The 18,613-nt window shown below is 68.4% G+C and carries 17 protein-coding genes; 5 read left to right on the top strand and 12 right to left on the bottom strand.

Features of this window, described 5'->3' with window-relative positions:
- Window positions 1-2 precede the first annotated feature (2 nt).
- Window positions 3-1,214 carry a cytochrome P450 gene (locus ACWEIJ_RS20030; RefSeq protein ID WP_449838676.1) on the bottom strand — a complete coding sequence of 404 codons (1,212 nt, stop codon included), beginning with the start codon at window positions 1,212-1,214 and terminating at the stop codon, window positions 3-5.
- A 274-nt stretch (window positions 1,215-1,488) separates the two neighbouring features.
- Between ACWEIJ_RS20030 and ACWEIJ_RS20025 the strand changes: the two genes are divergently transcribed.
- Complete coding sequence (locus ACWEIJ_RS20025; RefSeq protein WP_449838675.1) at window positions 1,489-2,268, top strand: spherulation-specific family 4 protein; 780 nt, start codon at window positions 1,489-1,491, stop codon at window positions 2,266-2,268.
- Window positions 2,269-2,337: 69 nt separating this feature from the next.
- On the opposite strand, the gene ACWEIJ_RS20020 is transcribed toward ACWEIJ_RS20025, so the two are convergent.
- From ACWEIJ_RS20020 to ACWEIJ_RS20005, 4 genes are read right to left on the bottom strand one after another with little or no spacing between them, the layout of a single operon-like run.
- Window positions 2,338-3,495 (bottom strand): ABC transporter permease, encoded by a 1,158-nt coding sequence (locus ACWEIJ_RS20020; protein WP_449838674.1) that lies wholly within the window; start codon window positions 3,493-3,495, stop codon window positions 2,338-2,340.
- Window positions 3,488-4,171 (bottom strand): ABC transporter ATP-binding protein, encoded by a 684-nt coding sequence (locus tag ACWEIJ_RS20015; RefSeq protein ID WP_449838673.1) that lies wholly within the window; start codon window positions 4,169-4,171, stop codon window positions 3,488-3,490. Before ACWEIJ_RS20015 ends, ACWEIJ_RS20020 begins: the two co-directional genes overlap by 8 nt.
- Window positions 4,168-5,226, bottom strand: coding sequence for a peptidoglycan-binding protein (locus ACWEIJ_RS20010; RefSeq protein ID WP_449838672.1), 1,059 nt, complete (start codon window positions 5,224-5,226; stop codon window positions 4,168-4,170). The genes ACWEIJ_RS20015 and ACWEIJ_RS20010 overlap by 4 nt, the downstream gene beginning before the upstream one ends.
- Window positions 5,216-5,809 (bottom strand): hypothetical protein, encoded by a 594-nt coding sequence (locus ACWEIJ_RS20005; RefSeq protein ID WP_449838671.1) that lies wholly within the window; start codon window positions 5,807-5,809, stop codon window positions 5,216-5,218. The genes ACWEIJ_RS20010 and ACWEIJ_RS20005 overlap by 11 nt, the downstream gene beginning before the upstream one ends.
- Before the next feature lie 90 nt (window positions 5,810-5,899).
- Here ACWEIJ_RS20005 and ACWEIJ_RS20000 point away from each other — a divergent pair, with 90 nt between their 5' ends.
- From ACWEIJ_RS20000 to ACWEIJ_RS19990, 3 genes are all read left to right on the top strand, one after another.
- Window positions 5,900-6,592 (top strand): response regulator, encoded by a 693-nt coding sequence (locus tag ACWEIJ_RS20000; RefSeq protein WP_449838670.1) that lies wholly within the window; start codon window positions 5,900-5,902, stop codon window positions 6,590-6,592.
- Window positions 6,582-8,336 carry a sensor histidine kinase gene (locus ACWEIJ_RS19995; RefSeq protein WP_449838669.1) on the top strand — a complete coding sequence of 585 codons (1,755 nt, stop codon included), beginning with the start codon at window positions 6,582-6,584 and terminating at the stop codon, window positions 8,334-8,336. The genes ACWEIJ_RS20000 and ACWEIJ_RS19995 overlap by 11 nt, the downstream gene beginning before the upstream one ends.
- A gap of 202 nt (window positions 8,337-8,538) precedes the next feature.
- Entirely contained in the window at window positions 8,539-8,955 is a 417-nt protein-coding gene (locus ACWEIJ_RS19990; protein ID WP_449838668.1) for a Rieske (2Fe-2S) protein, read from the top strand.
- A gap of 35 nt (window positions 8,956-8,990) precedes the next feature.
- On the opposite strand, the gene ACWEIJ_RS19985 is transcribed toward ACWEIJ_RS19990, so the two are convergent.
- From ACWEIJ_RS19985 to pdxY, 5 genes are all read right to left on the bottom strand, one after another.
- Window positions 8,991-9,587, bottom strand: a complete 597-nt coding sequence (locus tag ACWEIJ_RS19985; RefSeq protein ID WP_449838667.1) for a DUF3105 domain-containing protein — start codon at window positions 9,585-9,587, stop codon at window positions 8,991-8,993.
- Window positions 9,584-10,843 carry a hypothetical protein gene (locus ACWEIJ_RS19980; protein ID WP_449838666.1) on the bottom strand — a complete coding sequence of 420 codons (1,260 nt, stop codon included), beginning with the start codon at window positions 10,841-10,843 and terminating at the stop codon, window positions 9,584-9,586. The genes ACWEIJ_RS19985 and ACWEIJ_RS19980 overlap by 4 nt, the downstream gene beginning before the upstream one ends.
- A gap of 4 nt (window positions 10,844-10,847) precedes the next feature.
- Window positions 10,848-12,026 (bottom strand): HesA/MoeB/ThiF family protein, encoded by a 1,179-nt coding sequence (locus tag ACWEIJ_RS19975; protein WP_449838665.1) that lies wholly within the window; start codon window positions 12,024-12,026, stop codon window positions 10,848-10,850.
- Between the two features lie 174 nt (window positions 12,027-12,200).
- Window positions 12,201-12,449, bottom strand: a complete 249-nt coding sequence (locus ACWEIJ_RS19970) for a response regulator transcription factor (RefSeq protein WP_449838928.1) — start codon at window positions 12,447-12,449, stop codon at window positions 12,201-12,203.
- 587 nt (window positions 12,450-13,036) lie between these two features.
- On the bottom strand, window positions 13,037-13,888 hold the full coding sequence (gene pdxY, locus ACWEIJ_RS19965; protein WP_449838664.1) for a pyridoxal kinase PdxY: 852 nt from the start codon (window positions 13,886-13,888) through the stop codon (window positions 13,037-13,039).
- Between the two features lie 355 nt (window positions 13,889-14,243).
- Between pdxY and ACWEIJ_RS19960 the strand changes: the two genes are divergently transcribed.
- Window positions 14,244-14,780, top strand: a complete 537-nt coding sequence (locus tag ACWEIJ_RS19960) for a toll/interleukin-1 receptor domain-containing protein (protein ID WP_449838663.1) — start codon at window positions 14,244-14,246, stop codon at window positions 14,778-14,780.
- A gap of 1 nt (window position 14,781) precedes the next feature.
- Here the strand turns inward: ACWEIJ_RS19960 and ACWEIJ_RS19955 are convergent, their stop codons facing one another.
- Together ACWEIJ_RS19955 and ACWEIJ_RS19950 are read right to left on the bottom strand one after the other, a co-directional pair.
- Window positions 14,782-15,351, bottom strand: coding sequence for a DNA-binding response regulator (locus ACWEIJ_RS19955; protein ID WP_449838662.1), 570 nt, complete (start codon window positions 15,349-15,351; stop codon window positions 14,782-14,784).
- A gap of 319 nt (window positions 15,352-15,670) precedes the next feature.
- The gene (locus ACWEIJ_RS19950; RefSeq protein WP_449838661.1) at window positions 15,671-18,559 is read right to left on the bottom strand and encodes a TIR domain-containing protein; all 2,889 of its coding nucleotides are present in this window, start codon (window positions 18,557-18,559) and stop codon (window positions 15,671-15,673) included.
- Window positions 18,560-18,613: the final 54 nt, after the last annotated feature.

The raw sequence follows: 18,613 nt of genomic DNA, 5'->3' as shown, positions 1-18,613 counted from the left end.
TGTCACCACCGCACTGGCAGCTCTCGGAGTCCGCCCACGACGAGCCCTTCGACGCGGCGCAGGTCGTCTTCGTCGACCGCGAGTGCGAGTGAGGGCAGCTTGCGCAGCAGTACGTCGAGCACCGCCTGCAGTTCGGTGCGCGCCAACGGTTGTCCGATGCACGCGTGGGCGCCGGCGCCGAAGGCCAGATGCGGGTTCGGGCTGCGGGTCAGGTCCATCTCGGCGGCGTTGGTGAACGCGCGTTCGTCCCGGTTGGCCGCGGCCATGCTGCACACCGCGGTGGTGCCGGCCGGCAGGACCGTGCCGGCGAGCTCGACGTCCTCGTCGAAGTACCGCACCATGCCGAAACCTGAGTTGGCGTCCATCCGCAACGCCTCTTCGACCGCGCCGCGGATCAGCGACCGGTCGGCGAGCAGTGATTCCCAGCGGCTGCGGTCGGCGAGCAGCATCGCGACCATCTTGGCGATCATGTTGGCCGTGGTCTCGTGCCCGGCGACCAGCAGGCCGATGCCGGTCGAGATGAGCACAATGTCGGACAACGGGTTGCCGTCCGCGTCGGTCTCCGCGATGAGCGCGCTGAGGATGTCCTCACCCGGTTCCGCGCGCTTCGCGGCGATGTGCGCGGCCATGTAGGCGCCGAACTCCATCTGCCCCGCCCGCATCTCCTCCTGGGAGTAACGGGTCATGCTGAGCAGCATGTCCGACCAGTGGGCGAACCGGTCCCGGTCGGCGTCCGGGACGCCGAGCATGTCGCAGATCACCCAGACCGGCAGTGGGAAACCCAGGCTCGCCTTGAGGTCGGCCGGTCCGCCCTTGGCGACCATGTCGTCGATCAGCTGCTCGGCCATCGCCTCGATGCCGGGCCGCAGCGCGTTCATCCGCTTGGCGGTGAACCACTTGCCGATCATCCGCCGCCACCGCAGGTGCTCCTCACCGTGCTGTGGCAGCACCGACGCCATCTCGCTGTTGAACACCCCTCCGTCCTCAACAGCCGAGACCCGCGCACCCCTGCCCGGCCCGGTCCGGGTGAACCGCGGGTCCGACAGGACCTGCTTGACGTCGTCGTAGCGGGTCACCAGCGAGGCCGCGTCACCACTGGGCAGCGTCACGTGCGCGACCGGGCACCGGTCTCGCAGTTCGGCCCACTCGACCGGCGGTTCCAGTGCTCTCTCAGTCGGAATCGGGTACTGCAACGGCTCTTCCACCTGGGGCATCGACGTCTCCTTCCGCGGCGGCCCGTGTTCGTCCCGCACCGATCAGAGTGCCGACCCAGCAGCTTTAAGTCAAGCGACTGACTTAAGGTGAGCCCTCCGATTGTGAAGTGGAGCTCCGGGCGAAGCCGCCGTCACCGTCACCGCCATCGCGGTGCTGCGGCGTGCGATCGGGGAATCAGGGTTCTGGCAGACGTGGAGATTTCACCCATAGACTGGCTCGGCAACGCTGGGTGATCACAAACCGTTGCTCCACAAGAAAAGGGCGACACGGGTGATGAGATATCCGTTGTGGGTGCGGGTCGTCGGTGTGTGGGTCGCCGTATCTCTGGCGATCGTCACGGACACCGCCGAAGCGTCGGCGTGTCCGGCGCAGCGTCTCGCGGTTCCCGCCTACTGGGGAACGGACGCCGCCGGAACGGCACTGTGGTCGCGGCTGGCGAACGCGAGGCCGACGGTGGGAACGGCGATAGTGGGAATAACGGCATCCGGCCCCGGACCGGTCCCGCTGCCGGAGGTCGGCCGGGTCGTGCGCCGCGCCAGGTCGGCAGGAATAACCCTCCTGTCCTATGTGGACACAGGATATGCCGGTCGCGATCCGGCCGAGGTCATGGCCGACATCTCGAACGCGTTCAGGTGGTACGGAACCGACGGGATCTTCCTCGACCAGGTGTCGAACACCTGCGACGAACTCGGCTACTACCAGGCGCTGCACGACTACGTGAAGAAGCTGAAGCCCAAGGCGCTGGTGGTGCTCAACCCGGGAACCAACACGGACGAGTGCTACGTGCGAGCCGCCGACACCCTGCTCACCTTCGAGGGCAGGTACCAGGACTACGTGCGATGGTCGCCCACCGGTTGGGAATACCGCTACCCGGCGAACCGGTTCTGGCACCTGGTGTTCGACGCGTCCGACGCGAAGCAGATGCGGGACGCGGTCACCAAGTCCAGGCAGCGGCACGCCGGCCAGGTCTACGTGACCGATCACGGCATGCCCAACCCGTGGGAAGCCCTGCCCACCTACTGGTGTGCGGAACGGGGAGCGGTGGGTCGATGACCGGCCCGGCGGTCAAGCCAGGTGGCAGTGCTGCGTCGTCGCGATCGGCGTCCGAGGTTGGCGACCTTCTCAGGTGGCGAGGGCTTCGGTCGGCATCACCCCGGCCGCCCGCATCGACGGGTAGAGCCCGGCGACCACTCCGATCAGCAACGCCCCGGCGCAGCCTGCGGCGAGGAGTCCCGGCTCCAGGACGACGGGCCAGTGCTGCCGGGTGGCGTAACCGGCCACTGCGACCGATCCGAGCAGGGTGCCGAGCAAGCCGCCGAGCCCTGACAGCGCAACCGACTCAGCGAGGAACTGGCCGAGGATCTGGCCGCGGCGTGCGCCCAGGGCCCGGCGCAGGCCGATCTCGCGGCGGCGTTCGAGCACCGAGATGACCATGGTGTTGGCGACCCCGATCCCGCCCACCAGCAACGCCACCCCCGCCAGGCCCAGGAAAAGGCCGGACAGCGCGGTCTGGGTGACGCGTTTGGCCGCCAGCGCGTCCGACGGCTTGGTGACCTGCACGGCGTCCGGCCGGGCAGGGTTGACCGTGGCGGGCAGCACGGCGCGGACGTCTTCGACGGCCGACTCGGCGGCACGGAGGTAGATCGTGCTGGGATGGCCGCCGAACCCGAGATAGCGCTGCGCGGCCGGCCAGCCGACCAGCACCGACCGCTCCAGCTCCGGGTACAGCGGCATGGGAGCGAGCACACCGATCACCGTGAACCAGGTGCCGCCGACGTAGATCTGCGGCGCTCCCTCCGGCCCCACGCCGAGCCGGGCGGCCGCCACCGCGCCGAGCACGGCGGTCGGAAACGACTGCGTCGCCTCGTCCAGGAAGCGGCCCGCCTGCATCCGGCCGTTGACCGCGGGGAGCAGACCGAGTTCGGCGGCCTGCACGCTCACCCCCGACACCTCGGACGGGTCCGACCGGTCCGAGCGGGTGACCTGCGCGGTCGTCTTGCCCACCGAACTCGCCTCGGTCACCGGGGCGATCCGCCGCACCATCGCCGGCGACTCGACCGGCAGCGGCACGGGTGGTTCGATCTTGCCGGGAGACGACACCGCGAGAACGTTGGTGCCGAGGGCCGAAAGTTCGTCCAGCAACGCACGCTGGCTGGACGCGGGGATGCCGGTGACGAGCACTAGGGTGGCGATGCCGATCGAGATGCCGAGCGCGGACAGGGCGGCACGGGCCTTGCGCGCCCGCAGGCCGATCAGCCCGGCGGCGATGAGATCACGCACGCGCACGCTCCGAGTCGGCCACGAGCCTGCCGTCGCGGAGTTCGACCCGGCGCGGCAGTCGCGCGGCGACGTCCCGGTCGTGGGTGATCACCGCGATGGTGGTGCCCTCGGCGTTGAGCGTCGCCAGGAGGTCGATCAGCGCGGTCCCGGTCGCGGTGTCGAGCGCGCCGGTCGGTTCGTCGGCGAGCAGCAGAGCGGGTTCCTTGACCAGTGCCCGCGCCACCGCGACGCGCTGACGTTCACCACCGGAGAGCTGACCCGGCAGGTGCCCGGCGCGGTGCGCGAGGCCGACTCGGTCGAGCGCCGCGAGCGCGAGCTCTCGGCGACGCCGCCTCGGCACACCGCTGTAGAGCAGGCCGATGATCACGTTGGCGGTCGCGGACAGGCCGTCGATCAGGTGGAAGTGCTGGAAGACGAATCCGATGAACCGCCCGCGCACCGCGGAGAGCTCCGCATCGGGCAGCGCCGCCACGTCACGTCCGTTGATCTCGACGCTGCCTGACGACGGCCGGTCGAGCGTGCCCATGACGGTGAGCAGGGTGGACTTGCCGGAGCCGGACGGCCCGACGATAGCGAGCAACTCCCCGGCGTGGATGCTCAGGGTGACGTCGTCGAGCGCGACGACACCGCCGGGGTAGGTCTTGCCCACGCCCCGCACCGCGAGAACGGGGGTCATGACGCGACCACGACCTTCAGGCCTTCGGTCACGTCCGGGCCGCTGACCTCGACCATGCCCTTGGCGAACAGCCCGGTGGTCACCGGGAGGAGCCGGCCGTCGGGCAGCTGCAAGGCGTAGCCGCCCTGTTTGACCGCGAGCAGCGCGCCGACGGGAACGGCCAGCACGTCGGCCTTGGTCTGCGCGGTGAACGCGACCTGGACCCGGCCGGAGTCGGCCGTCCCGTCGGCTGGAGGCTTGTCGAAACCGATGAGCACGCTCATCTTGGCCGGTGTCGAGCTGTCGGCGCCCGCGGCCTGCTCGGGCGCCGTGACCGAGCCGACCTTGCCAGGGGTGGTGCTGCCGTCGGCGAGCGTGATGGTCACCGCGTCACCGGTCTTGACGCGGGTGGCGGCGGAGGCGTCCAGCTCCGCGGTCACCGCCTTGGCAGTGCCGCTGACCGTCATCAGCGGGACCGAGGCGCTGTCGCCGATCTGGGCCTGCACGGCACCTACCCTGACCGGTCCGTCGAGGACGACCGCGTCACCGACGTCGAACACCCCGCTGGGCTCGACGCCGATCGACCGCTGATAGCGCTTGATCGCGTCCACCAGGGACTGGGTGAGCGCGGTCTCCTTCTTCACCCCGGACTTCGGCGCGTCGAAGCGGTACCCCAGCGCCTTCAGGTTGTCCGCGACCACGGTGACGTCGCCCCCGATCATGCCGATGGAGTCGAGCTTGCGGAACAACGGCGTGCCGCCGTACATGAGGGTGATCGGCTTGTCGTCGACCGAGAACAGCCGCTCGCCCTGGGACACCACCGCCCCCGGCTGGGGCAGCCAGGTGACCAGGCCGGGCTTGGCGGTCTTGAGGGTGCGCAGCCTGCCGTAGCCGAGCGTGCCACCGACCGTGTCGGACGTGGTCAACGTCGTTCTGGTGACCGTGGTGGTGGATCGCGTTTCCGCGCCGGTCGCCTGAGGGGCCGGTGCGGCGGAACGGGCAGGCCAGAGGTACCACGCCGCCGACGCCACGGCGATCACCGCCAGCGCCGCGAAAACCATCGTTCTACTGCGCACCGTAGGCCTTCTTGCGGCAGTCGAACTCGACCTTGGTCTGCTGGTCCTGGGACATGGTCGGTGTGCCGTCGTAGTTGTAGCCACCGCCGTTGGGCAACGGGGTGACCTTCAGACCGTTGTCGTTCAGGCACTTGATCTCGACGCGGTACTGGTCCAGGTAGCGGGGGTTGGTGTCGGGGGACAGCAAGGGGTTCGGCAGCGGCCGCAGGACGTCGCACTGGGCGAACGCGTCCTTGTAGGTGGTGTCCCTGCCGCCGTTTCCCTCCTGGGTCGGGAAGGTGACCTCGCCCTGGTCGTTGCGCTTCGAGTAGGTCGGCACCCCTTTGGCGGCCAGGCATTTGCCCCACGTGTTCCACCAGCCCCACCACTCGGTGTCCGTGGTGTCCAGCGTCTGCTGCGGATGCTTGTCCGTGTCCTTGACGGAGCCCTTGTCCGGGGTCGCGCTCGAGGATGCCGAGGAGGAGCCGGGTTTGTCGGGGAGTTCGGCGACGGACGGCGCCTCGGGCGCTTTCTGCGCACATCCGGTGAGCACGGCCGTCAGCACCGCGGCGCCGAGCACCGCACGTCGGGAAGAGCTGGTCATGCCGAAAGCCTGGCCAACAGATGTGAGGATCTTGTCAGAGCGAGGTGCCGGTGGTGTCCGACCTGATCCGCCTGCCCATAGAGTGGCGGCATGTGCGCTCACGTGCTGGTCGCCGAGGACGACCCGAACCAGGCGCAGGTGATCGGGATCTACCTCACGGCGGAAGGCCATTCCGTCACGGTGGTGCACGACGGCGCGATCGCACTGACGCGGGCCCGTGAACAGCAGCCGGACCTGCTCGTGCTCGACGTGATGCTGCCGGGGATGGACGGTCTCGACGTCTGTCGTGCGTTGCGCGCGGAATCCGAGGTGCCGATCCTCGTCCTCACCGCCCGCTCGTCGGAGTACGACCTGGTGCGGGGACTCGACTTCGGCGCCGACGACTACCTGACCAAGCCCTACAGTCCCCGCGAGCTCACCGCTCGCGTGCGCACGCTGCTGCGTCGCGCGAGACCGAGGGAACTCGCGGCCCAGCCACAGGCGCACCGGGTGGGTGACCTCGTCGTCGACCCGGTACGGCACCAGGTCACGGTCGACGGCACGCCCGTCGAGTGCACGTACGGCGAGTTCCAGCTGCTGCAGATCATGGTGCGGCAACCGGACCGGGTGTTCACCCGGCAGCAGCTGCTCGAGCTGACCAGGGGTACCGACGCGTACGTGACGCCGCGGATCGTCGACGCGCACGTGCTCAACCTGCGCAAGAAGATCGAGCGCGATCCGAGCAGGCCGACGCGGCTGGTGACCGTGTTCGGCGTCGGCTACAAGCTGACCGATGGCTCCTAGGATCCCGCTGCGCCGCACGCTGGTGGTGCGGCTGACGGCCATCTCGGTGCTCATCGCGATCGGGTCGATCGCGGCCACCGCCTGGCTCGCGGTCACCACGACGACACGGGAGATCCAGCAGGAAAGGGGAGCGGCGCTGTCGAGGGCGGCCGCCGTCTACAACGACCTGCTCGGCTTCGCCGCGAGGAACCCGGAGTGGTCCGATGCCGCCGAGGAGGTGCGGGTCGCGTCCGCCCGATCAGGACGCCGAGTGGTTCTGACCACAATGGACAGACAGGTGCTCGCGGACTCCGGTGGGAAGGTGCCTTTGTCGCTGCCGGCCGAGGCCAGCGCGGTGATCGATCCCTTGAAGGTCGACTCGGAGCTGGTCCCCGACATCGCACCGGACCGCGTCGATCCCCGTGCGACAGGACCGTTCCAGCTCACCCCTGACGAACGGGTCCGGCAGCAGACGCTGGCCGCGAAGGTGACGTTCTGCCTGCACGGCGACGGCGTGCGCTACCAGGTGCGGGAGCTCCCGACCGGCCGCGTCAGGATCACCGCCGCTCCCGACTTCGACGACCAGGTCAGGCTGTTCAAGTGCGACCTGGAGGAACTCCAGGCTCCGACCAGCACCGAAAAGGCCGCCCTCGCCCAGCTGAACGACCTGCTCCGCGACTGCCTGCAACGCCAGGGCCTGCCCCCGTCCACGGTCGGCCTCGACCTCACGCCGACGTCCGGCAACGACACCCTGGCCGGCCGGTCCTGTGTGGACTCTGCGCGTCGTCAGCAACTGGCGGCGTTCGTCGCGCCGCCCGCGCTGCTGTTCGTCCTGGATCCGGCTACCGCGCAAAGCAACGAGCTCACCCTGAACCGGGACGGCTGGGTGCGGATCGCGCTGGTCGTGCTGGCGGTGGTCGCGGTCGCGATGCTCGCGATGATCTTCGTGTCGTCCCGGCTCTCCCTGCCACTGCGCGGACTGACCGCGGCGGCGGTCCGGGACGAGCGCGCACCGGTGAGCACGCACGACGAGATCGGGTATCTGGCGCAGGCCTTCAACTCACTGCAGGACCGCCGCCAGGAGCTCGACGAGCAGCGCCGCCGGATGGTCGGCGACATCGCCCACGAACTGCGCAACCCGCTGAACACCATCCGCGGCCGCCTGGAAGCGGCGGAGGACGGCCTGTTGCCGCTGGACCGCGGGCTCACCTCGGTCGTGCTGGGCGAAACGCTGCTGCTCCAACGGATCGTCAGCGACCTGCAGGACCTCGCCGCCGCCGACGCCGGACAGCTGCGCCTGAACCCCGAACCGCTGCACCTCTCCGACATCGTCGACCAGGTCGTCACCACCCACCGCGGAGTGGGGACAGCTCGGCTGACCGGCTCGACGGCAGGCGATCCGGTGATCGTCGCCGATGCGGCACGCCTGAGACAGGCCCTTGGCAACCTGGTGTCGAACGCGCTGCGGCACACCCCCGTCGCCGGTGAGGTGACGGTGACCGCGTTCGCCGAGGGCGGCGAAGCGGTGATCACGGTGCGCGACACCGGCCCCGGTATCGACCCCGGCGACCTGCCGCACGTCTTCGACCGCTTCTGGCGAGCGGATCGGTCGCGGGCACGGCACACCGGCGGCAGCGGACTCGGCCTGCCCATCGTGCGACACCTCGTCGAGGCCCACGGCGGCAGTGTGACCGCCGAGTCGCCGGGCGGTGCGCTGTTCACCGTTCGCCTCCCACGGGGAACGGTCGAGCGAACGTCCTCCTGATCCAGGGCGACGTACCGAAGTTCGACGAAACGGAGTGCCTGTCCACGTGGGACGGTTCCGTTTTATTCGGAAATCGTCCTGGTGAGGGCAAGAACGGCGCGGACTGTCCTACCTTCCGACCGTGGCTCCCGAACACCACCACGGAGGATCGACAGTGAACGGCGACAATCCACTCAGCAGGCGAACGGCACTGTGCGGAATCATGGCGGCCATCGCCGTTCCGGTCGGCCTCGTGACGGCATGCAGTTCGTCGGGCGCCGGCTCCGCGCCGGCGCGGAGCGGGACGGAGCCGACCGGGTCGAGTGACCAGGTGGGTGCGCCCGGCTCGTCTCTCGTGCCGCTCGCGAGCGTGCCGGAGGGTGGCGGCGTGGTCGTCGACGGTCCCGGCGGTAAGAAGATCGTCGTCGCCCGTGTCTCGGCGACCGAGGTGAAGGCCTATGACGCGACCTGCACCCACCAGGGCGCGACGGTCGGGAAGCCGTCCGGTGGTGTCATCACCTGCCCCGCTCACGGCAGTCAGTTCGCGGCCGCTGACGGCGCGGTGAAGAAGGGCCCTGCCGCGTCGGCCTTGCGCGCGATCTCGGTGAAGCTCGACGGCGACCAGGTGGTGCTGGCCTGACCCCGTCAGTCGGCCGTGTTTGGCACCCCCGCAGGTCACCCGTTCAGACAGTCACCGGCTCCCGGCTGCCAGCCGTGGTCGTAGCGACCGGCGAGCGCGGTGACGAAATTGCGGATGCGCTGATCGTCGAACCTGTCCAGCAGGTCGATGCGTTGCCAGGCGGTCACGCCGATGGTGCCGCTGAGTGCGGGATTGGGCGCCACCACAACCTTGTCCGGGCGCCACCGCGCGATCTGTTCGAGGGCGTCGCGAGTGTCGGCAGGGGTGTCGGTCGGGTACTGCACCAGGACGTTGCCGTGTTCGAGAAGGTGTACCTGGTATTCGTCGGGAATGGCCTCGGAGTACACGCCCACGCTGATCATCCACGGCATGTGCGGTCCCGAGGTGGGGGGTGAGCTGTTGTACGACTCGTGCTGTTCGCCGAGGTAGGACAGGTGCCGCGTGCCCTGCGACGGCACCGCGCGGCCCGGAAGCTGCCCGCACGGCAGGATCGTCACCGATGTGCCGCCGAACTGCAGGCCGGGGAACATGCCGAGGCCGGCGGAAATGACGCCGACCGCGACCAAGACGGCGGCCACCACGATGACGTTCTGGAAGCCCTGTCGGTGTCCTTTCTTCAGCAACGGGCTCATGTGAGTGCTCCTTTCCGCGCCGCGCGTTCCCTGAACAACACGGCGAGTGGCCAGATGATGTTCATGCTGACCATGGCCGCCACCGCTGCGGCCTGCCACCAGTAGTCGCTGCCAGGGGGCGCGTTCCGGAGGGTCTTCGACATCCAGGTGATGATCACGAAGCTGGACGGGTAGAACCAGGCTTTGAAGAACCAGGCCGCCCACAACAGGCCGATCAGATAGCACGCCGAATACCACCTGGAGGCGGCAAGGTCGCGGCTGTGCGCGGAGTCGAGTTGCGCGATGTCCGCGGGCTTGGCGATGCGGAACAGTTTCTTGAGGTACAGCCGGTTGACCGCCGCGAGGTTGCGCAGCCCGAGCACGGTGATCATCACCGCGTACAGGTCGGTGCGCAGAAAAACGAGGCATTGGAACATCAGGTCGAACAGTTTGATCGCCGCCAGCGCTCCGAGAATCCGGAGCATCACCCCGGGGACGTCCACCAGACCGAGGCTCCAGACCAGTCGGGTCCCGACTGCGAAAGCGAGGAGCACGACATCAAGAGCCATGCCTGCCAGAAACGGCGGATAGCGCAGCTTCGCCGGCAGGCTCCACAAGCCCGTGACGTCGGTTTCCATGACCGGAAAATAGAGGCGGCGGCTGATTCTTATGCGCGCAGGAACGCCAAGGGATCGAGCCGACCACCAGTGGCACAACTCGTGTGCCATAGCAGTCCCGATGGAAAGAGCGAACACGATGCCGAACGACACCGCGGGCTGCGGATGGAGGAAAAGATCCTCGAAGTTCGGCTGCAGCGCCGGGTGGGTCAACCAGATCGCGAGCACGAGCAGGAACAGGATTCCGTACGCGACCAGGGCCGGCCGGGAGAACAGCAGCCGGCCGAGCCACGCGGCGACGGCGTTCAACGGGACGTGACTGGGGGAGCTGCTCCGATTCGCCACCGGAACGCCGTCCACCTCGTCGACGAAACCGATCGACAGCAGCATCCGCGCGAAGTCCAGACCGTCGACCTGAGCCGTCTCCGTCGACGCCTGAGCAGCCGCCGAACCGATCGTCAGCCCCTCGGTCAGCCCGCGCAACATCGTCGCGCCCTGCCGCGGTACGGAGAAGAAGCGTCCGGACGCGGGGTCTCCGAAGATGTATTCGTCGCGTTCGTAGACCCCGGTCAGCGGCCGCAATGTCAGGCACGTGCGCTCGGACAACGACCGTTGCAGGTCGTCGAGTGTTGCGGCGGTCGGCGCTGCTTCCCCGCTCATCTCCCTACGCCCGCCCACTGCTCATGGCGTCTTGCCGCTCACCGCCGACGCGGCCGCAGATGTCGCACACCTTCGGTCCTGGGCCGACGAAGTAAGCGTGGTCGAGGCGCGTCAGGCTGTGGTGCAGAACCTGACCAACGGCCTGCACCGGCAGTCCGGCGAGGAAGTAGGTGGCCAGCAGCGCGCCGGTGTGCCCGGTCAGGTTCGCACTGGGCCCGACCACGGCGTTCGGGCCGTTGCCGTTGAGCAGCTCGAACTCCGGGACGTCGGGAAATCCGCCGTCACTGCCCGGGATGCATCCCCAGCACGCGGTTTGGCCGGGAAGGAAGATCCCGGTGACCACCATCGGACCGGCGTACAGACACAGCTGCCACGGCGTTCCTGTGCGCAACGCCGACTCGTTCGCCCAGAACCCGATCTTGTGCCGTGGTTCGTCGGCGCACAGCACCACCAGATCGTGGTCGTTCATGAACTCGTCGAGATCGTGACTGCCGCCGATCAACATGTTCCGGCCGCGGATGTCGACGTGATGATTGAGCTGACGCAACCGGCGCACGGCCACGTCAACCTTGAGCGAGCCGATGTCGGCCTCGGAGTACAACAGGGTCCGGTTCAGGTTCGAGACCGTCACCACGTCGTGATCGACACAGGTGAGCGTGCCGATGCCGGCGGAGACCAGCCCGGCGGCGACCGCGCTGCCCGCGCCGCCCACTCCGAGCACGCACACCCGCGCGCGCTTGAGCCGAGCCTGGATCTCCCACGGCGACACCCGAGGCGTCCGATCGATCCAAGCGAAGAAGTGCCGGCTGCGCTCGTAGCGCTCCAGCTCCTCGGCGCTCAGCTCCGGCGGCACCGGCGCCGAAGCGTCCTCCACGAACCCGGCCGCGATCAGGGCGTCGATCGCGGCACCGACGCTGTTCTCGTCCATGCTCGGAAAATCGAGCCGCATTCGGGCGACGACCTGATCCCGGGTGTTCGAGCCGTCCATCAGCTTGAGCAGCTGCCAGACCTTGCCGTCCGCTTCATCGGTGAGTTCAACCCCGATGCCCCATTGCAGCGCGCCAAGAATGATCTTCGTTGGGGAAAGGCGGGTTCCGCCCATCGCATATTTGATCTTCGGGTGCTTCATCTCTTCCTCTTTCACCATGATGGCCGCGGAGGAGGCCTGCTCCTCCGCGGCCACTCGTCTGGAACCTGTGACGGATCAGCCGCAGGTTCCCTGGGCGCGACAGTTGACCGTGGTCTCCAGGCGCTCCAGCTCCCGGATCTCAATCTTGATCGTCATGACAGGTCACCTCCCTTCCGTAATTCGCGGTGGAATGGTTTCCGTGGCAAGAATGTCAGACCCGTGGCGGTGTCAACATACGTCATTGTGCGTAGATGCGTAGCGCTTCATCTCGGGCGTCGACACCAATCCCAGCCGCTGTGCCAACAGCACTGTGCCGAGACGATCCGACGTCCCCAACTTTCGGTAGAGATTCTCCTGATGCTTGTGTACTGTGCGAGAGGAGACGCGCAGCCTGTGCGCGATCGCTTTCGCTGCAAGCCCCTCGGCGAGCAGAGCCAGCACCATTAGTTCACGCGGAGTCAAAGAATGCCGAGTCATGCGCTCGGTTGGACTCCCGTGGTTCGACACAACAATCCTCCCTCCCGCCCGGCTTGGGCGGCCACCTCCTGTGTGGTGTCTTTTCGGGATGGGGGTGGTGGATCAGCTTCGGTGAACGTGTCGAGATGGCTCGTTGTCAGAGCCTCGCAGCCTCCGTCGACAATCCGTTGACAATCTGTCGACAGAGGCCGGACCACCCAAAACCTCGCGGCCCCGCCGACGCATCGGCAGCCGACCGCCAGACCCCGTCGCCGCTGGATTCCGAGGCCGCGCACGCCGAGGCGGTGCTGGAGCGCGACGTCCGCCTCTCCGCACAGCGCCTGCTCGCCAAGCACCTCCGCCCGCAGCCAGGCGACAGAGGCAAGCCGCACTGTGACTACTGGCCGGAGATCCTCGAACTCGCCGTATTCATTCGCGCGACCTTCACCGATCGCGTCCGAGCTGCGCCACGTGACCGCCGGCGCTGCCGGCGTGGGGCTCAGGGGCGGGTGAACGAGGCTGCGGGTGATCGCTTCGTTGACGACGAAGTAGGCGTCACTCCTGTCGCGCGCCCGGTGCAGAGCCAGCTGGTGGCCATCGCCCTGGGCTCAGCGCACCTGCTCGGCCTTGAACTGCATCCGCGGCGTCGCGTAGAACTCCTGGGCCTGCACCAGCCGCAGTTCGCGCTCACCGGAGCGGTAGGTGAGATCGATCAGGTCGAAGACGCTCGACGCGGTGCGCTCCAGCGCCAGCGCCGCGTCGTTGGTCTGGACGTAGTGGGCGGTGAACAGCGCGGCCGTGACGTCGCCGGACCCGTTCGCCTTGAACGGCAGATGCGGGGTGCTCACGAGCCAGGACCCAGCGGTGTCCACGACGAGCATCTCGATCGTGCCCTCCTCCCGGTCGGGCCGCTCGACGCTGGTGACCAGCACGGTCGACGGGCCCATCGCGCGGGCGAGGTCTGCCGACGCCAGTGTCTCCTCGACGCTCACCGGCTCGGTGCCGGTGAGGAAGCCGAGCTCGAACTGGTTCGGGGTGATGATGTCTGCCACCGGCACGACCCGGTCGCGCAGCAGCACGGGGATCTCGGGCGCGACGAAGCACCCGGACTTGGCGTTGCCCATCACCGGGTCGCAAGCGTAGAGCGCTGCCGGGTTCGCGGCCTTCACCCTGCGCACCGCGTCGATGATCACATCGGCGATGCCCGTGCCACCCTGGTAGCCGGACAGCACGGCGTCGACCTGCCCGAACACCCCGCGTTCCTCCACCCCGAGCAAGATCTCGGCCACGTCCGACGGCGGCAGGAGCGGGCCGCGCCACGCGCCGTACCCGGTGTGGTTGGAGAAGTTGACCGTGGGGATCGGGACGACCTCGACCCCGAGGCGCTGCAGCGGGAACACGGCAGCGGAGTTGCCGACGTGGCCGTGGGCGACGACCGACTGGATGGACAGAACCTTCATCCGTCCACCTTAGAACGGACACCTTGACGTCGCGGTACCGCTGAACCACGTTGGTGTTGTCCTCAGCCTGTCGAACCCGATCAGATCGACCGCCTCGGCGGATTTCGGCACGCACGGCGCCAGAGGCTCGCTCCAGTTCGCCGCGGAGACTCTCCGGAGAGGTCACCACTGGTAGCCCAACTCGTGCACGCGCACCAATGCGTCGACAGCGAGCACAGGATCAGCGGCCGCCAAGCGGATGCAAGGTCCGCAGACGCACCGCGGAAAGGCCGGACGATCAGACGGCGCATCCCACGCGTCAACGTGCGACGCAGCACCCCACCAAGCGACGGTGAACACCGCCAACATCACCGCGATGACGACCTGTCGTGTGCAACGACTACCACCGGACCTGACTCTCCACCGCTTCTTCTCGTTCAACGCTGCCATCCTGGTGGGCATGAGCGCCGACTGGGACGTGTTCGTGTCCTACAACCAGGCCGACCGCGCGTGGGCGAAGTGGATTGCATGGCAGCTGGAGCACGCCGGTCTCGAGGTGCTGATCGAGGCGTGGGACTTCGTGCCGGGAAGCAACTGGACGCATGTCATGCAAGAAGGAGTCCAGAGGGCGGAGCGGACGCTCGCGGTGCTGTCGCGGTCCTACCTGACGTCGGTGTACGGGACGGCGGAGTGGGAGGTCGCCTGGGCCGCTGATCCGCTGGGGTTGAAGCGGAAGCTGCTGGTGGTGCGGGTCGAGGACTGCGATCGTCCTGGGTTTCTGGGGCAGGTTGTCGGCATCGACCTGTTCGGCGTGACCCGGGACGAAGCGCGGACGACGTTGGTGAACGGAGTGGCGGCGGCACTTGCCGGCCGTGCCAAGCCCGTGTCGGAGCCGCCGTTCCCCGGCGCGTGAGTCAGATCCAGTCGCGTTTCCTGGCCAGCATCAACGCTTCCGTCCGGCCGCGGGTGCCGAGTCTCGCGTACAGGTCGCGCAGCAGCCGGAACATCATGCGCTCTGAGTAGCCCGCGCTCTCCGCGATGCGGACGACGCTGACGCCGTTCGCGAGGTCCCGGAGCCAGCCGATCTCCTGCGATGACGGGTGGTCGCTCGCTGGCGAGGAGGCGGTGCTTCCGGTGGCGAGGGCGCGCACGACGGCGGTGGGCAGCAGCGTGCTGCCCTCGACCGCCGCGCGGAACACCGAACGGAGTTCTGCCGGGGAGACCGCACGTGAGGTGGCCCCGGCCGCGCCCGCCGTGATGGCGCGCAGGTAGTTGGCGACGCTCACGTCGTCGAGCAGCGCGATGACGACGACGCCCTCCGGTGCCCGGCAGAGGTCTGCCAGCAGCTCCCAGTCCTCGGACGTGCACACCGACAGCAGGACGACGCGGCGTTCCACGCTGTGGGCCCACGCGCGCAGGTCGGACGGTGTCTCGGACTCCACGGTGACGTTGTCGAGACACGCCGCCACACCCTGCCGGAACACGGGAAGAGGATCGGACACCGCTACTCGGACGAACAGTGCGGCCTCCAGAGGGCGGGGACTTCGGTCGCACAGATCATTTCCCAGAGATTCCTCATTTGCCAGGACCGCCATCGACGCGCAGGTCGGCGGGGTCCTGACGACATCCGTGCGTCATGGACCGTCGCCCCGCCGTGCTCCTAGCGTCGTCCTGGCGGAGGCATTCGGAATGAACGCGCAGTTCAGAACCCCTGGCGGGAAGAAGCGGACGAGCGATGACGGCGGCCGCGGTGGTGCGGTGTTCTTCCTCGTGATCGTCACCCTCGTCGTGGTTGCGCTCGCCCTAGTCTTTTGGCTGAACTCGCTCGCCCTTGGCCGCTGAACGGACTCGTTCGAGCGTTCTGGGGTCGGCGCGTGGCTCGAACTGCTTGAGCAGGAACAGGATTCTGGTCACGGCGCCGGCGCCGTTCGTGATCTCGCGAGCGGTGCGGAAGGAATCCAGCGCGGTGGCGAGGAAGGACTGTTCGCCCAGGAGCGCCAATCCGCAGGCGACCAGCCCACAAGTGTCGAGGAACTGGAAGTCGCGCTCGTTGAGCCTGTGCCGTTTGCTCGCCGCCACGCGACCTTGGTGGAACGCGGCTCGCGCCTCGTCGTCCGCGTCATGTCGTCGGTACGCGGCCAGGCCCACCAGGACGTAGCCGAGAACCGAGCCGCGGTTGCGTTGTGCGATGGCTGCGGCGCGCGTGGCCGCGGGAAGATCGCCCTGATCGAGCTTCGCCATCGCGAGGATCTCCATGGCAAGACGGCACAGCGGGTAATCCCCGTTGTGCACGCCGATGGCCGATGCTTCCTCGGCCAGCGAGACCGCATGCTCCAGGTTGTGGTCGTCCAGGGCCAGTTGTGCCTCGTTGAGCAGGCAACTGCCCTCCTCGTCACGGTCGCCGAGCGCGATGGCGTCCCGCTTGGCTTCGCGCAGCAGGGCCCTGGCCCGATCGCGCGCGCCGAGTTGAATGTGCACCCAGGCCTCACTGATGAGGATCGTCGGTCGGTGCACGCGATCCGCGGTCTTGCCGAACAACGCCAGCATGGTTCGTGCCGACCGGAAGCGACGCAACGCAGGCCCGAACCGCCCCTGCCGAGCGAGGCACACCGCGAGGCCCGCGATCGCCGTGACGGCGTGTCTCGGCCGTATCTGGGTGATCGACGCGAGGCAGGCTCGGCGGTTGTGCGCAGCCGCCAGCCGCAGTTCTCCGAGCTGGAGGTACGCCTCGGTCAGCTGCTCCCGCAACACGATCCGCCTGCGTGCGTGTCCGCGGGACGCGAGCCCGAGGGCGTGTTCAAGACCTTCCACGGCGCCTCGATGGTCTTCCTCCTGCATCAAAGCGCGGGCGAGCAGCGACTCGGCGTCGATCTCCAGCAGTCTCGTGTTGCCGTCGCCGCGCAGAAGCATCCGCAGCAACGGCACCAGGGCGGAGCTGGCACCCCAGCCCCGCAGGTACTCGTCGTCGACAACCGCCATGAGGGCGAACGCCCTCGTGCGGTCACCCGCGCGCAGCCGCAGCTCGATCTCGAGCAGCTGTGGCCGCAGATCGGTGAACCTTGTCGGTTCGCGGTGCCGTTCACCCGCGAAGTAGTCCGCCGCCAGGTGCAGGAGAACTTCCCGTGTGCGGCTCGTCTCCGGCCCCACCAGGCCGATCAGGAAGTCGCGTTCGGCAGGCGCGGGCACCGAGAAGTACATACCTTCCTGCTGCGCCAATCGCAGTCGGCGCAGTCCTTCGAGGGCGCCGCGGGCCTCCCGGTCGGGCACGAGGTGCTCCACGGCCGCCGCCGGAACCGGGCGTCCGTAGACGGCGAGCGCCTGCAGCACCGAGCGCTCGAGCGGCGGCAGCCTGCGGCAGGCCAGGGTGAGCAGAGGCAAGATCACTTCTGGTTCCTCCGCCTGCCCGATGTGGTCGAGCAGTTCGGCGAAAGAACAATCTCTGTGGGCGAGAACCGCGTACACCAGTTCGAGCGCACGTGGCGAACCTCGTGTCAGTCGGTGTAGCCGGGCCCTGTCGTGCTCCGGCACGGCGCCCAGGTTCAGCGTGCCGTCGACGTCCATCACCTCGAGCAGTGCGAAGGCTTCTTCCGGCGGCAGTCCCCTTTCCAGGTCACGCCGCTGAGTCGTGGCGGGGAAGCGTTCCGCCATCGCACGCCGGCCGACGAGCAGCAGCCGCACGCCGCTCTCTGGCCGCGGCACGAGGTGGTTGATCAGCTCACGCAGGGCGGGGTCGGCGATGTTCTCGTCGTCGTCGAGCAGTTCCTCGATCGCGTCGATCGCGAGTATCACGGTGCGCCCTGCCAGCGCGTCGAGCACCTCCACCAGCTTCTCGACCGCCGGAAGAGGCTGCAGGGCAACGGCTTTGAGCCGCTCGGCCTCGTGCGCGGGCAGGAGCTCGACGAGCGCGTCGATCACCCGACCGGCGGTCACCGGCCGGAACCCGCGCGCGGACAGGTAAACCAGACCGTAGGCCCGCAATGGCGACGAGCCTTCGCGAACGCGCTCCCAGATCCGGTGGATCAGCGCGGTCTTGCCGAGCCCGTCCCGGTGACCCACCACTGTCACAAGTCCGGTGCGTGGATCGGCCAGGTGGAGCTCGATGTCGTGCACCTCGGCGATGCGGTCCCGGAACCACCGCGGTGGGATGGTGGGCGGTTCTCCTACCAGCACCGGACCGGGAAACCGGGGTGTGGCGCGTTTTCCCGGAGATGGCGTTTCGGGAAACGGCGGCTCCTCCATCGGCTTGGCCCGGCCGTGCAGCGACGCGACGATCCCCGTCAGCAGCGCGTCGGCGGACTCGGTCTCGTCCCGGCCGACGAGGTCCAGCGGCACGATCGAGGCGAGCAGGCCGTCGGGCGTGCACGCCTTGACCCGGACCGGCACCACCCGGCGGAGCAGCCCCTGCCGATCGCCGGACCACATCGCGAGCAGTTCCTCCATGCCGTTCTCGGCGTTCGCCAGGTAGTCCGGTGTCAACACGGCCACCAGCCGCGCGGACGCCTTGATCGCGAGATGCGTGCTGATCGCGTCGTGCCGGCCACTGACGACGTCCCAGGCCCGGAGGAAAGCCTTGGGCTGCCTGCCGTCCAGTCGCAGCCGTTCCTCGAGTTGCCAAGCGATCCAGCTCGCCCAGTCCTGGTCGGCGGGCGAGTGGCTGACGAAGAAGTCGTAGGAGCCCTCGTCGGCGGGCATGCCGACAGGATGGCACACCTCTGGACGTCAGGTCGCTTGATCCTGTACGGCGAC

This window comes from Lentzea sp. NPDC004789 (genome assembly GCF_053601075.1).
The sequence above is the reverse complement of the archived record's forward strand: the minus strand, read 5'-3'. Positions and strand labels throughout refer to the sequence as shown.

What these genes read in the sequence shown, in the direction of transcription:
- ACWEIJ_RS20030 (WP_449838676.1), bottom strand. Translation starts at nt 1,214, where the DNA reads ATGCCCCAGGTGGAAGAGCCGTTGCAGTACCCGATTCCGACTGAGAGA.
- ACWEIJ_RS20025 (WP_449838675.1), top strand. Translation starts at nt 1,489, where the DNA reads ATGAGATATCCGTTGTGGGTGCGGGTCGTCGGTGTGTGGGTCGCCGTA.
- ACWEIJ_RS20015 (WP_449838673.1), bottom strand. Translation starts at nt 4,171, where the DNA reads ATGACCCCCGTTCTCGCGGTGCGGGGCGTGGGCAAGACCTACCCCGGC.
- ACWEIJ_RS20005 (WP_449838671.1), bottom strand. Translation starts at nt 5,809, where the DNA reads ATGACCAGCTCTTCCCGACGTGCGGTGCTCGGCGCCGCGGTGCTGACG.
- ACWEIJ_RS20000 (WP_449838670.1), top strand. Translation starts at nt 5,900, where the DNA reads ATGTGCGCTCACGTGCTGGTCGCCGAGGACGACCCGAACCAGGCGCAG.
- ACWEIJ_RS19995 (WP_449838669.1), top strand. Translation starts at nt 6,582, where the DNA reads ATGGCTCCTAGGATCCCGCTGCGCCGCACGCTGGTGGTGCGGCTGACG.
- ACWEIJ_RS19990 (WP_449838668.1), top strand. Translation starts at nt 8,539, where the DNA reads ATGGCGGCCATCGCCGTTCCGGTCGGCCTCGTGACGGCATGCAGTTCG.
- ACWEIJ_RS19985 (WP_449838667.1), bottom strand. Translation starts at nt 9,587, where the DNA reads ATGAGCCCGTTGCTGAAGAAAGGACACCGACAGGGCTTCCAGAACGTC.
- ACWEIJ_RS19980 (WP_449838666.1), bottom strand. Translation starts at nt 10,843, where the DNA reads ATGAGCGGGGAAGCAGCGCCGACCGCCGCAACACTCGACGACCTGCAA.
- ACWEIJ_RS19970 (WP_449838928.1), bottom strand. Translation starts at nt 12,449, where the DNA reads ATGACTCGGCATTCTTTGACTCCGCGTGAACTAATGGTGCTGGCTCTG.
- pdxY (WP_449838664.1), bottom strand. Translation starts at nt 13,888, where the DNA reads ATGAAGGTTCTGTCCATCCAGTCGGTCGTCGCCCACGGCCACGTCGGC.
- ACWEIJ_RS19960 (WP_449838663.1), top strand. Translation starts at nt 14,244, where the DNA reads ATGACGACCTGTCGTGTGCAACGACTACCACCGGACCTGACTCTCCAC.
- ACWEIJ_RS19950 (WP_449838661.1), bottom strand. Translation starts at nt 18,559, where the DNA reads ATGCCCGCCGACGAGGGCTCCTACGACTTCTTCGTCAGCCACTCGCCC.